The following is a 13,287-nucleotide window of genomic DNA, read 5'->3' as shown; positions in this document are numbered from 1 at the left end:
GTGGTGATTCCTGTGGCGATTCCGTTTCCCGATCCTGTTCCTAATACGTTTCGATATGCAGGCGACCTTCGGCACGCAGACGCGGTTCGATGTCCTGCCACGACTGACCCGACGTGGCGCAGACCTCGGCGAATGCATCCAGCACGCCTTCCTCCATCCCCTTGAGTCCGCAGATGTAGATATGGCCATGTGGGTCCGCCAGCAACGCGGCCACCTGGGCCGAGGCCTCGCGAATGGCGTCCTGCACGTACCGGCGTGGCACCTCCGGATCGCGCGAGAACGCGAAGTGGATGTCCAGGAAGTCCTTGGGTAGCTTCAGCAGCGGGCCAAAGTAGGGCAGTTCGCGCCGATTGCGGGCGCCGAAGAACAGGAGCCGGCGACCGCTGAAGTGGTCCATGTTGCGGCGCATACGCTCGGTCATTGCCCGCATCGGCGCGGATCCGGTACCGGTGCAGATCATCATCACGCTCGCTTCGCGGTGGTTCGGCATCAGGAACGTGCTTCCGAATGGCCCGACCACCTGCACCGGGTCACCCTTGGCCAGGTCGCACAGGAAGTTCGACGCCACGCCGCGCACTGGGTTGCCATCGTGATCGGTGTCCACGCGCTTCACAGTCAGAGCGAGGTTGTTGTAACCCGGCCGTTCGCCGTCGCGCGGGCTGGCCACCGAATACATGCGGATGTAGTGCGGCTTTCCGGATGCATCGGTGCCGGGCGGGACGATCCCGATTGCCTGACCTTCCAGCACCGGAAAGAAGTGATTGCCGAAGTCGAGCACGATGTGATGGATGTCGCTCGAAGCATCCTCGGCGGTCAGCCGGTAGTTGCCGGCCACCGTGGCGGTCACCGGCTCGCGCACGCCGTGCAGGTTGACGTACGGGTGCGCGGCCGACCACGGCGCCCTGGATGATGTATGCCGACTGGCCTCCACCTCCTGAACGGCCACGGATTTGCTGCCGCGCGACGCTTCCTCGATGACCTGCCCGGCCGCAGCCGCTGCCTCGATCTCCGCTTCCGGCAACGGCACCTCTTCCGGCAGTTCGTCCCAGGTCAACTGGGCTTCGATGGTGTAGGCCTGGCCCTTGAGCATCGTGCGCCAGTTGTCGATGGCGCCGGTGGGGCAGGGCGACAGGCATGCATTGCAGGCATTGCAGACGTCAGCCTTGACCACGTAATTGCGGTCGTCGTGAGTGATGGCATCTATCGGGCACGTGTCTTCGCAGGTGTTGCAGCGAATGCAGATTTCCGGGTCGATCAGATGTTGCTTGATGATGTCGGCGGCGCCCATGATCGTCAGCCTCGATGGATAGGTCGTCAGTTGAAACGAACGTACTCGAAATCAATCGGCTGGCGGTTGATGCCAACAGCCGGCGGCGCGATCCAGTTGGCGTACTTGCCGGGTTCTACCACCCTCCCCATCAGCGAAGCCACGTACTTGCGATCTTGTTCGGTCGCCAGCCATTTGTCCTTGTTGGCTTCCCATTCGGCGGTCGTCAGTATTTCGCCGGTGGGTGACACGTGCAGGTTCGCGAAGGTGCCGATCTTGCGGTTGAACGCCTTGTGCGGCACGGTCAGGCGGAACGGGATGCCTGCCTTCTCGATGACCTTGTTCCAGCGCGCCACGCCGCCCATGGAGTCTTTAATGTAGTCGTCGCGCAGCACTTCGTTCAGCGCATTCAGCATCGGCACTTCACGCTCGGTCAGCTTGCCATCCCGCACGTCGAGGATGCGGTACACGTCGCCCTTGAGCAAGTGGTCATCGTCGCGCTTGCCTTCGTCGAAGCGACCCTTGAGGCCGGCGCTGTAGAACGTGGCGGCGTTGGAGGACTGGTCCGCCCCGAACAGGTCGATCGTGACGCTGTAGTGGAAGTTCAGGTAGCGCTGGATCGTTTCCAGGTCGATCACGCCAGCGGCGCGCACGTCCGCCGGGTCCTGGATGTCGCGCTCGCGCATGACCTCGCAGGTACGCTGGATCACTCGCGAGACGCCGGACTCACCCACAAACATATGGTGTGCTTCCTCGGTCAGCATGAAGCGCGTGGTGCGCGCAAGCGGGTCGAAGCCAGATTCAGCCAGCGCGCAGAGCTGGAACTTGCCGTCGCGATCGGTGAAGTAGGTAAACATGAAGAACGACAGCCAGTCCGGGGTCCGCTCGTTGAACGCGCCCAGGATGCGCGGATTGTCCTCATCACCCGAGCGGCGGCCCAGCAGCGCTTCCGCTTCCTCACGGCCGTCGCGACCGAAATGGCGGTGCAGCAGGTAGACCATGGCCCACAGGTGTCGGCCTTCTTCCACGTTGACCTGGAACAGGTTGCGCAGGTCATAGAGCGACGGCGCGGTCAGGCCCAGATGGCGTTGCTGCTCCACCGATGCCGGTTCCGTGTCACCCTGCGTGACGATGATGCGGCGCAGATTGGCGCGGTGTTCGCCCGGTACTTCCTGCCAGGCCGCTTCACCCTTGTGCTCGCCGAAGTGAATCCGGCGATTGGGGTCCGCCGGCTGCAGGAAGATGCCCCAGCGATAGTCGGGCATCTTCACGTGCTCGAAGTGCGCCCAGCCTGACGGATCGACGGAGACCGCAGTGCGCAGGTAGACATCGAAGTTGTGCGAGCCGTCCGGCCCCATGTCGCGCCACCAGTCCAGGAACGCCGGCTGCCAGTGTTCGAGCGCGCGCTGCAGCGTGCGGTCCTCGGAGAGGTTCACGTTGTTCGGAATCTTCTGGCTGTAGTCGATGCTCATTGCGGGTCTCCTTTTATATTTGCCGTCAGATCGGACAGTCGTCAGACCCGATCCCAGTCGAAGCGTGCCTTGTTACCGGTGCCGAATACCTTGAGCGCGCCGTGTTCACCGACCGCGTTGGGCCGGTTGAAGATCCAGTTCTGCCAGGCCGTCAGGCGGCCGAAAATGCGCGTTTCCATCGTTTCTCGGCCACCGAAGCGCAGGTTGGCTTCCAGGCCGGTCAGGGCGTCGGGCGACAGGCTCGCGCGTTCCTCGGTGGCGATACGGATTTCGTCCTCCCAGTCGATGTCGTCGAGCGCGGCCGTGATCAGGCCAAGTGCTTCGGCGGCGGGACCGTCTAGCGGCTTTCCGGCTTGTTCGCGCACGGCGGCGATGGCGTTGGCATCTTCATAGAAGCGTGCGGCCAGGCGCGTCAGGCTGTTCGGCATCGGATAGCGGCCGAAGTTGGCGACGTCGGCATGAACGCGGGGAGCTTCGTCTGGCGTGTCGGGCAGTTGCAGCATGTAGGCGCGGTCCGCGGCCAGCACCAGTTCCAGCAGCGTGCCGGCAAAGCAGGAGCCCGGTTCCACCAGCGCGAACAGACTGCGCGACGACACATCCAGGCGCGCCAGCGTGCGGCGCAGCATGCCGATCGTCTCGCGCACGAACCAGTGGCTGGCGTGCGCATCCATCAGTGCATCGGCCGCCAGCACCTGTGCGGCATCGCCGGTGGTCTTGAGGATCCACATGCCGATATCGAGATGATTGGTGCGCAGCGTCAGGATGGCGTCGTCTAGCTCGCGCGCCATCTTGAGCGGCCACCACTGGGCGCCGGCGGCGAGGATGCCAGCCAGATCCCGGGGTTGACCGGCGTCGGGCGTCGACACGGTGATCGTTGCGCGGCGTGACTCATGGTCGATGTCGACGCGAACGGTTTCGTACCGATAGCCTTCGGGCGTCACGGTGCGCGTCAGTGGCGTCAGTCTCACGCCCTGTGCATCGGCGGGGCGGTCGCTCTGGGCGGCCAGCGCCTGCGCGCGCTCGCGCACGAATTCGGCAAAGCGTGCGGGTTTGACCACCTCATCGACAAGCTTCCAGTCCTTGGCGCGTTGCCCGCGCACCCCTTCGGTGGTCAGGCAGAAGATGTCGGCGTGGTCGCGGCGCACATGGCGCTTGTCGGTGACGCGCGTCAGGCCGCCGGTGCCCGGCAGCACGCCCAGCAGCGGCACTTCGGGCAGGCTCACGGCCGAGGAGCGGTCGTCGACCAGCACGATCTCGTCGCAGGCCAGCGCCAGCTCGTAGCCGCCGCCCGCCGTGGTGCCGTTGCAGGCGGCGATGAATTTGATGCCCGAGTGGAGGCTGGCGTCCTCGATGCCGTTGCGGGTCTCGTTCGTGAACTTGCAGAAGTTGACCTTCCACGCGTGGCTGGACTTGCCGAGCATGAAGATGTTGGCGCCCGAGCAGAAGATGCGATCTTTCGTGCTCGTCATCACGACGGTGCGCACTTCCGGATGTTCGAAGCGAATGCGCTGCAGGGCATCGTGCAGTTCGATGTCGACGCCCAGGTCATAGGAGTTCAGCTTCAGCGCATAGCCAGGGCGCAGTCCGCCTTCCTCGTCGACGTTCATCGCCAGCGTGGCGACGGAGCCCTCGAACGTAAGTTGCCAGTGACGGTATTGCTCGGGATCGCGCTCGAACGTGACGGGGGCGCTGGATGCGATGGGGGCGGTGTCCGACATGAGGGCTGTCTCCTTGATGCACTATAGTGCCTTATCTTCTGGCATGAAATATAGTGCATCAATCGGTGCGATGCAAGATCGCGCAAGCCCGTTGCGAAGAAAAAACTGAGGGGAGGGGTGTCAGGCCCGTGTGTGCAGGATCTGCGCCTGCAGCGTGTGCAGTGACGTGGCGGCATCCTGGCCGCTCGTGTCGATCGAGGCGTCCGCGCGCGAATAGAGTGGCGTGCGGGCTTGCAGGATGCGCCGCAGGTCGGTCATCGCCTCGCGGTTGCCTTCCATCGGCCGCATGTCGCCTTGCGCTACCACGCGGGCCATGTGTTCCTCGGGTGACGTGCGTACCCAGATCGTGAAGCACCGCGACAGCAGCAGGTTGAACGTGGCGGGTTCGGAGACCAGGCTGCCCGGCGTGGCCAGCACCATGGTGTCGTTCTCGCGCAGCACGCGCTCCAGTGCGCGCATTTCGTAGCGGCGATACGCGGCCTGGCCGTACAGCGAATGGATCTCGGACAGGCTGGCGCCGGCCTCCTTTTCGATGGCGGCGTTCAGTTCGACGAACGGCATGTCCTCCGCGGCCGCGAGCGCGCGGCCCAGCGTCGATTTGCCCGCACCGCGCAGGCCGATCAGCGCGATACGGCGATGGCGGGCGTCACGGGATTCCGTTGGCGACAGCGCGTGCCGCGCGGCTTCCCGCACGCGGGCCAGATCGCTTGCCGGCAGTTGTGCAAGCCACTGAATCAGTTGCGAGAACTCTGTGGCGCGAGGGTTGCCAGCGCCGCCCGCATCGGCATGGCCGTCGACCTCCGCCAGCACCACGGGCAGTGGCACGTCCAGCGCGTTGGCCACCTGCCGCAGCAGCAGCACCGATGCGTTGCCGGTGCCGGTTTCGAGATTGGCGAGATAGCGTTCCGATACGTCCGCGCCGCGCGCCAGATCCTTGCGCGACATGCCGCGTGCCGCGCGCAGTGAGCGGATGCGCTCGCCCAGGTGCGTGAGATACGGGTCCCGTTCACCGGTCGCGCGGTTGTCCGGGCGGCCTTCGGCGGTCATAAGCGGATCAGGGTCGCGGCGCATGGTTCAGGGCGGTTGGGGTTCCACAATCGGAGCGGCGGCATTATACGTGCAGGAAAGTGCGCGGCGGATCCGTGCCTCTGCGGTCATATAGTGCATACCCTTGCTTGCATAATAGTCGATATGCAATAAAATGCATCGCACATCGTCGGCGACCTCTCTTGGCTGTCGGCACAAAAAGACAAACCTGCTGGATGCCATGCCGCGCGCAGTGTTGTTCGAGAACGCCGGATGGCCAGAGGAGTGGAGACATGACGCCCCCGATCTCGAGCGTTGGCCAGGCCGGCTGCGCCGCCGCATCGACCGACCCCCATGCCGAAACGGCGATTGCCGCGTTGCCGCCGCGCTATAACGCCGCCGAGGATTTGCTGACACGCAACCTTGTCGCAGGACGGGGCGTCAGGACGGCATACATTGATGACGCGAGCAGTCTGACCTTCGCCGAACTCGACGACCGCTGCCGCCGTTTCGCCGGCGCGCTGTTGCGGGCGGGCTTCCGCCGCGAGGAGCGTGTACTGCTCTGCGCGTTCGATACGATCGACTTTCCCACCGTGTTTCTTGGCTGCCTGCTTGCCGGCGTGGTGCCGGTGGCGGTCAATACGCTGCTGACGACCGAGGACTACGCCTACATGCTGGAGCACAGCGGGGCGCGGGCGGTGGTGGTCTCGGCGCAATTGCTGCCGACGATGCGCGCGGCAATGACCAAGGCGGGTGTCACACCGGATCTGATCGTGGCCGCGCCGCATACCGAGGATTCGGCCAAGGCGGCCAATACGGTCAGCGCCATGGCGGCGAGTGCGCCGCCGTTGGCGCAATCCGTCGCAACCGGGCCCGACGATATGGCGTTCTGGTTGTACTCCTCCGGGTCGACCGGTCGGCCCAAAGGCACGGTCCACACGCATGGCAACCTGTTTCACACCGCCGATCTCTACGCGCGTCGCGTGCTGGGCATCCGCGAGGACGACACCGTGTTCTCGGCGGCCAAGCTGTTCTTTGCCTATGGGCTCGGCAACGCGCTGACGTTTCCGCTGGCGGTGGGCGCCACGACGATCCTGATGGCCGAACGGCCAACCCCGCAGGCCGTGTTCCAGCGGCTGACCACCCATCGCCCCACCGTGTTTTGTGGGGTGCCTACGCTGTTCGCCGGTATGCTCGCCTCGCCAGATTTGCCGCCGCGCGCCGATGTGGCGATGCGTGTGTGCACGTCAGCAGGTGAGGCGCTGCCCCAGGACATCGGCAACCGCTTCCTCGCGCATTTCGGGTGCGACATCCTCGACGGCATTGGTTCCACCGAGATGCTGCACATCTTCTTGTCGAACCGGCCAGGTGAGGTGCGCTATGGCACCACGGGCAAGCCGGTGCCGGGCTACGAATTGAAACTGCTCGACGAGCGAGGCGAGCCCTGCGCGCCCGGAGAAGTCGGAGACCTCTATATCAAAGGCCCTTCGGCCGCGCTGATGTACTGGTGCAATCGCGAAAAGAGCCGCGACACGTTCGTTGGCGCCTGGACTCGCAGCGGTGACAAGTACGTGTGCGACGCCGACGGCTATTTCACCTACGCGGGCCGCAGCGATGACATGCTCAAGGTCGGCGGCATCTACGTTTCGCCATTCGAGGTGGAGGCCGCGCTGGCCCTGCACCCGGCGGTGCTTGAGGCCGCGGTGATCGGCGTGGCCGATGCGGACGACCTGATCAAACCGAAGGCGTTCGTGGTGATGCGGCCGGGCCAGCAATGGCACGAAGGCATGGCCGCGGAACTGCAGGCGTTCGTGAAGTCGCGTCTCGCGCCGTACAAGTATCCGCGGCAGATCGAATGTGTCGAAGAATTGCCCAAGACCGCCACTGGCAAAATCCAGCGTTTCCGGCTGCGCCAGCGCGAGGAAGCCGCACGGCAGCGCTGACATGGATACCGACATCGTTCAGATTCCGTTCGACGGACGCAGTATCGACATCGAGTACCAATGGCTGCGCGCGGAACGGATGACGCGGCCGCTCGTGGTCTTTCTGCATGAGGGGCTGGGCTCGATCAGCATGTGGCGGGACTTTCCGCGCCAGTTCTGCGAAGCCGGTGATTTCCGTGGGCTTGTATTTTCGCGCTATGGCTACGGCGGCTCCACGCCGCGCCCGCACGCAGAGAAATGGGGCGTCGATTTCATGCACCGGCAGGCGCGGGAGGCGGTGCCGGCCTTGTTCGAGGCGCTGGATATCGGGCCGGGTCGCCGCCATGGCAAGCCGTGGCTGCTCGGACACAGCGACGGCGGGTCGATCGCGCTGATTCATGCGGCGAGCTTTCCGGACGCGGTGGATGGCCTGACGGTGCTGGCGCCGCACATCATCGTGGAAGACCTGTCCGTGCGCAGCATCGCCGTCACGCGCGAGACCTATCTGCAGACAGACCTGCGCGACAGGCTCGCGCGTCACCACCATGATGTCGATTCGGCGTTCTGGGGGTGGAACGACATCTGGCTCAACCCCGATTTCCGCCGCTTTGACCTACGCCCGCTGTTGCACGACATCCGCTGCCCGGCGCTGGCGGTACAGGGCGAGGACGACGAGTACGGCACGATGGAGCAAATCGAGGGTATCCAGCGATATGCGCCGCAAACGGTGCTGCTTAAACTCGCGCGGTGTGGACATTCGCCGCACCGGGACCAGTCCGGCGCATTGACGGCGGCAGCCGTGGCGTTTATAAACACACATACTTCAAATATAAAATAATTGGCCCGGACGGCAGGAACGCTGCCGTACCGCGGGCCAAATGGCTTGAAACCAAAGGCTTCAGACCACCAGGGAGGAGACCCCCATGCATCGCAATGCATCGCGCAGGCTGTTGCCAGCCTGCCTCGCCGTCGCCACGCTGCTCGCCACGGGGTCCGTGGCACTGGCCCAGAGTGCGCCGGCCACATCCAGCAAGATCAAGGTCGGCTTCATGCTGCCGTACACGGGCACTTATGCCGCCCTCGGCGGGGCCATCGAGAATGGCTTCCGGATGTACGTGCAGGAGCAGGGCGGCAAGCTGGGCGGCCGCGAGGTTGAATACTTCAAGGTCGATGACGAGTCTGATCCGGCCAAGGCGCCGGAGAATGCCACCAAGCTGATCAAGCGCGACCAGGTCGACGTGGTGGTCGGCACGGTTCATTCGGGCGTGCAAATGGGCATCGTCAAGGTGGCCAAGGAAAACAATACGCTGCTGATCATTCCCAATGCCGGCGTGGACGAAGCCACCGGGCCGCTGTGCGGCGCCAACATCTTCCGTTCGTCGTTCTCGAACTGGCAGCCGGGCTATGCCATGGGCCATGTGCTGGCGGATCGCGGCCTGAAGAAGGTGGTCACGCTGACGTGGAAATACGCAGCGGGCGAGCAGTCGGTCAAGGGCTTCAAGGAAGCGTTCGAAGCCAAGGGCGGCAAGGTGGTGAAGGAGTTGAGCCTGCCGTTCCCGAACGTCGAATTCCAGGCGCTGATTACCGAAGTGGCTTCGATCAAGCCCGACGCCGTGTTCGTGTTCTTCGCCGGCGGCGGCGCGGTCAAGTTCGTCAAGGACTGGCAGGCCGCCGGTCTCAAGGACAAGATTCCGCTGTACGCATCAGGCTTCCTGACCGACGGCACGCTCGAGGCGCAGGGCGTCGCGGCGCAGGGTCTGGAGACCACGCTGCACTATGCCGATGGCCTGACCAATCCGCGCGACAAGAGCTTCCGGCTCGACTACGCCAAGCTGTACAAGCTGCAGCCCGACGTCTACGCGGTACAAGGCTACGACGCCGCGCAACTGCTGGCCGCTGGCGCCAATGCGGTAAAGGGCGACATGTCGCGCAAGCCGGAGGTCATCAAGGCGATGGAAGCCGCGAAGGTGGATAGCCCGCGTGGCGCCTTCACGCTGTCGAAGGCGCACAACCCGGTGCAGGACTTCTATCTGCGCAAGGTCGATGGCCGCGACAACAAGGTCAGCAGCGTCGCCGTGAAGGCGCTGGCCGATCCGGCGCGCGGCTGCCGCCTGTAATCGCACGTTGGAAAGCGGCATCGCGATGGACCTTGTCTCGTTTCTGATCCAGTGCCTGAACAGCGTGCAGTACGGGCTGCTGCTGTTCCTCGTGGCCAGCGGCTTGACGCTGATCTTCGGCATCATGGGCGTGATCAATCTCGCACATGGCAGCTTCTACATGCTGGGGGCCTATCTGGCATTCACGCTGGCCAGCCTGACGGGCAACCTGTTCATTGCGCTGCCGCTCGGCATCGTGCTGGCCGTGCTGTTCGGGTACGTGCTGGAGTGGGCCTTCTTCAGCTACCTGTATCAGCGAGACCATCTGCAACAGGTGCTGATGACATACGGGCTAATCCTGGTCTTCGAGGAGTTGCGCAGCATCCTGGTGGGCGACGACGTGCACGGTGTGCAAGTGCCGTCGCTGCTCGACTGGTCGCTGCCGGTGGGCAACGACATGACCTATCCGGTGTATCGCCTGTTCATCTCCGCCATCTGCCTGTTGGTGGCCGGCGCGATGTACTACGTGATTCGCCGCACGCGTGTGGGCATGATGATCCGCGCCGGTGCCACGAACCGCGAGATGGTGCAGTCGCTTGGCGTCAACGTGACCGTGCTCTATCGTTTCGTGTTCGCGCTCGGCGTGGCCCTGGCCGTGCTGGCAGGCATGATCGCCGCGCCGGTTTCCTCGGTCTACCCGGGCATGGGCGGGCAGGTGCTGATCATCTGCTTCGTCGTGGTCGTGATCGGCGGTATCGGCTCGGTCAAGGGTGCGCTGGTGGCGTCGCTGCTGATCGGCTTCGTCGATACGTTCGGCAAGGTGTTCTGGCAGGATGCGGCTGGCGTGCTGGTCTACCTGCTGATGGCCGTGATCCTGCTGTGGAAGCCCCAGGGGCTGTTCCGCGCGGGCTGAGCAGGAAATCCTGACATGCATTCCGATTCCTTGACACCGCCACCGCAGGACATCCGCCGCCCGGCCTGGATGGCGGCCGCTGGCTGGCTGGTGGCACTGGCCGTGCTCTGCGCCATGCCGATGCTGCTGACCGCCGACAGCCACAAGTACTACATCGAGCTGCTCAGCAAGGTCATGATCATGGCGATCTTCGCGCTGTCGCTGCAGCTGCTGATTGGCTACACGGGGCTGGTGAGCCTGGGCCACGCCGCCTACTTCGCGATGGCCGCCTATGCCACGGCGATGCTGGCGCCCGAGAGCGGGCCGGGCAATGGCTGGCTGCTGCTGTTCGGCGCCGTGGGCGCGGCGGCCGCGCTGGCGCTGGTGGTTGGCGCGCTCGTGCTGCGCACGCGCGGCATCTATTTCATCATGGTCACGCTGGCCTTCGCGCAGATGGTGTACTTCGTGTTCCACGATACGAAGATCGCCGGTGGCAGCGACGGCACCTACATCTACTTCCGTCCCGAGTTCGGGCTGTTTTCGGCGCGACCGGTGACCGTTAACGACCCCGTGCAGTTCTATTGGCTGGTGCTCGTTGCGCTGGCGCTGACCGTGGCCGCGCTGACCTTGCTGCTGCGTTCCCGCTTTGGCCACGCGCTGGTGGGGATCCGGCACAACGAGCAGCGGATGCGGGCGGCCGGGTTCGGCACGTATCGCTATCAGCTCGGGGCGTTCGTCGTGGGCGGTGCGTTCGCGGGGCTGGCTGGGTACCTCTATGCGATCCAGTTCGGTTTCGTGAATCCCGAGATTGCTTCCTGGCATCAGTCGGGCAACGCGATGCTGATGGTGATTCTTGGCGGCGTCGGCAGCCTGGCTGGCGCCGTGCTGGGTGCATTCTCGTTTGTGCTGCTGGCCGAATGGTTTGGCACGTTGACCAAGCACTGGCAGTTGCTGATGGGCGGTTTCATCATCCTGGCGGTGGCGTTGCTGCCGCGTGGGCTGGTCAGCGTGCCGGCGGTGCTGCGGCATCGTTCTCCGCGTCGCGCGCGGCGGGCCGGCGCGGCCACCGAATCGAACACACGCAGCCGGGAGGCCGTATGAACACGATCCCATCGGTTCCGGTACTCGATGCGCAAAGCCTCACGCGGCGATTTGGCGGGCTGACGGCGGTCAACAGCGTGGACCTGGCCCTGCATCTGCACGAGATCCATGCGGTGATCGGCACCAACGGCGCCGGCAAGTCGACACTGATCAACCTGTTGTCGGGCGAACTGCCGCCATCGGAAGGCCGGCTGCAACTGCAAGGGCGCGATGTCACGGGCTGGGCGCAGCCCAAGCTGGCGCGCCACGGCATTGGCCGCAGCTACCAGCGCAACAACATCTTCCTGCCGCTGACCGTGCGCGAGAATTGCCGGCTTGCGGCGCAATCGCGCGCGCAGCGGGCCTGGCGGCTCTGGGAGCCGGCGCAGGGCTGCCGCACGAGCCGCGCGCTGGCCGACGAGGCGCTCGAACGGGCAGGGCTGATGCAGCACGCCGGTCGGCTTGCCAGTGATCTCGCGCATGGCCAGAAGCGCCAGCTCGAGGTGGCCATGTGCCTCGCGACCGAGCCCGTGGCACTGCTGCTCGACGAACCGCTGGCTGGCATGGGGGCGGAGGAGTCGGAGCGGATGCTTGACCTGCTACGCGGCCTGAAGGAGGGCCACGCGATCCTGCTGGTCGAGCACGACATGGAGGCCGTGTTCGCCGTGGCCGATCGCATCACGGTGATGGTGAACGGCACGGTGATCGCCACCGGCGATCCGGCCAGCATCCGGGCCAATCGGGAAGTGCAACTGGCCTACCTCGGCGAAGAGGAGGCCGCATGAGCCATGCCGCGATCATTGACGCAGATAGCGTCAACGCCTGGTATGGGTCGAGCCACGTGCTGCGCGGCATCGACTTTCGCGTCGGCGCCGGCGAGTCGGTTGGCCTGCTTGGCCGCAACGGCATGGGCAAGAGCACGCTGCTGCGGACGCTGCTGGGCCACGTGCGCGAACGTGAAGGCGGGATCCGCGTGGTGGGGCGCGATATGTCGCGGGCGCGGCCGCATGAGGTCGCCAGGCTCGGCATCGCCTATGTCCCGGAGGGGCGGGGGATATTTCCTAATCTGAGCGTCCGCGAAAACCTGCTGATGGCTGCGCGCGCCGGGAGCCAAGGCCGCAAGGACTGGGACGAGGCCCGCGTGCTGGACCTGTTCCCACGCCTGAAAGAGCGGTTGTCGCACGGCGGGCAGCAGTTGTCGGGCGGCGAACAGCAGATGCTGTCGATCGGCCGCGCGCTGATGACCAACCCGGATTGCCTGATCCTGGACGAGGCCACCGAAGGGCTGGCGCCCAAAATCGTCCACGAAATCTGGAATGTGATCGCCACGATACGGGCGACGGGGATCGCGTCAGTCGTTGTCGACCGAAACTACCGGGCCGTGCTGGCCCATGTGGACCGGGTGGTCGTGCTGGAAAAGGGGCTGGTAGTCATGTCCGGGCCCGCCGCCGATCTGGCCGCCGCGCCAGCCGCGCTGGACCGTTACCTCGGCGTTTGATTTCTGGATTCGGCGGCCCGCCATGGGGCGCTGGTGTGGCTTGTCCGCAACGCTCGTTTGGTGGGGCAACCCACCGCGAAGGGTGACCAGGGCTTGACCATGGCCCGGTTCGCTTCCATGCTTGTTCGGTCGCATTGGCAACACGGGCATCTTCCACAGTGGTCGTCTTACAGCACTTCATCTAGAATGCGCGCGTTTGTGCAATGCAATAGAGGTAGAGACGGCCATACCGCCCCATCGGGGACCGGAGCCGCTTGCGCGAGAGAATTTGTGCCTGAATCACCACATCGGTAGATGTTATGTCCGGCAGCCCGCC

11 protein-coding genes are annotated in these 13,287 nt (G+C 64.8%); 7 read left to right on the top strand and 4 right to left on the bottom strand.

Annotated elements, in window-relative coordinates; translation table 11 throughout:
• Positions 1-40: 40 nt before the first annotated feature.
• The 4 genes from boxA to RN01_RS22240 all read right to left on the bottom strand — a co-directional run bounded on the left by boxA (position 41) and on the right by RN01_RS22240 (position 5,528).
• Complete coding sequence (gene boxA, locus RN01_RS22255; protein ID WP_017512979.1) at positions 41-1,288, bottom strand: benzoyl-CoA 2,3-epoxidase subunit BoxA; 1,248 nt, start codon at positions 1,286-1,288, stop codon at positions 41-43.
• 26 nt (positions 1,289-1,314) lie between these two features.
• Complete coding sequence (boxB, locus tag RN01_RS22250) at positions 1,315-2,739, bottom strand: benzoyl-CoA 2,3-epoxidase subunit BoxB (RefSeq protein WP_017512980.1); 1,425 nt, start codon at positions 2,737-2,739, stop codon at positions 1,315-1,317.
• Positions 2,740-2,780: 41 nt separating this feature from the next.
• Positions 2,781-4,457 (bottom strand): 2,3-epoxybenzoyl-CoA dihydrolase, encoded by a 1,677-nt coding sequence (gene boxC / locus RN01_RS22245; protein ID WP_017512981.1) that lies wholly within the window; start codon positions 4,455-4,457, stop codon positions 2,781-2,783.
• A gap of 120 nt (positions 4,458-4,577) precedes the next feature.
• Positions 4,578-5,528, bottom strand: coding sequence for a helix-turn-helix transcriptional regulator (locus RN01_RS22240; RefSeq protein ID WP_017512982.1), 951 nt, complete (start codon positions 5,526-5,528; stop codon positions 4,578-4,580).
• 248 nt (positions 5,529-5,776) lie between these two features.
• Between RN01_RS22240 and RN01_RS22235 the strand changes: the two genes are divergently transcribed.
• The 7 genes from RN01_RS22235 (at position 5,777) to RN01_RS22205 (ending at position 12,971) form a co-directional block, all read left to right on the top strand.
• Positions 5,777-7,426 (top strand): benzoate-CoA ligase family protein, encoded by a 1,650-nt coding sequence (locus tag RN01_RS22235; protein ID WP_024570895.1) that lies wholly within the window; start codon positions 5,777-5,779, stop codon positions 7,424-7,426.
• Position 7,427: 1 nt separating this feature from the next.
• On the top strand, positions 7,428-8,243 hold the full coding sequence (locus tag RN01_RS22230) for an alpha/beta fold hydrolase (RefSeq protein ID WP_017513256.1): 816 nt from the start codon (positions 7,428-7,430) through the stop codon (positions 8,241-8,243).
• 85 nt (positions 8,244-8,328) lie between these two features.
• A complete protein-coding gene (locus RN01_RS22225; protein ID WP_017513257.1) occupies positions 8,329-9,522 on the top strand; it encodes an ABC transporter substrate-binding protein in 1,194 nt (397 codons plus the stop codon).
• 25 nt (positions 9,523-9,547) lie between these two features.
• A complete protein-coding gene (locus RN01_RS22220; protein ID WP_017513258.1) occupies positions 9,548-10,414 on the top strand; it encodes a branched-chain amino acid ABC transporter permease in 867 nt (288 codons plus the stop codon).
• Between the two features lie 15 nt (positions 10,415-10,429).
• Entirely contained in the window at positions 10,430-11,494 is a 1,065-nt protein-coding gene (locus tag RN01_RS22215) for a branched-chain amino acid ABC transporter permease (protein ID WP_017513259.1), read from the top strand.
• Positions 11,491-12,258 carry an ABC transporter ATP-binding protein gene (locus RN01_RS22210; protein WP_017513260.1) on the top strand — a complete coding sequence of 256 codons (768 nt, stop codon included), beginning with the start codon at positions 11,491-11,493 and terminating at the stop codon, positions 12,256-12,258. The genes RN01_RS22215 and RN01_RS22210 overlap by 4 nt, the downstream gene beginning before the upstream one ends.
• Complete coding sequence (locus RN01_RS22205; RefSeq protein ID WP_017513261.1) at positions 12,255-12,971, top strand: ABC transporter ATP-binding protein; 717 nt, start codon at positions 12,255-12,257, stop codon at positions 12,969-12,971. The genes RN01_RS22210 and RN01_RS22205 overlap by 4 nt, the downstream gene beginning before the upstream one ends.
• Positions 12,972-13,287: the final 316 nt, after the last annotated feature.

Source organism: Cupriavidus sp. SHE (assembly GCF_000812445.1).
In the GTDB taxonomy this organism is placed as follows: Bacteria; Pseudomonadota; Gammaproteobacteria; order Burkholderiales; family Burkholderiaceae; genus Cupriavidus; species Cupriavidus metallidurans.
This window is presented reverse-complemented; position numbering and strand designations above follow the sequence as displayed.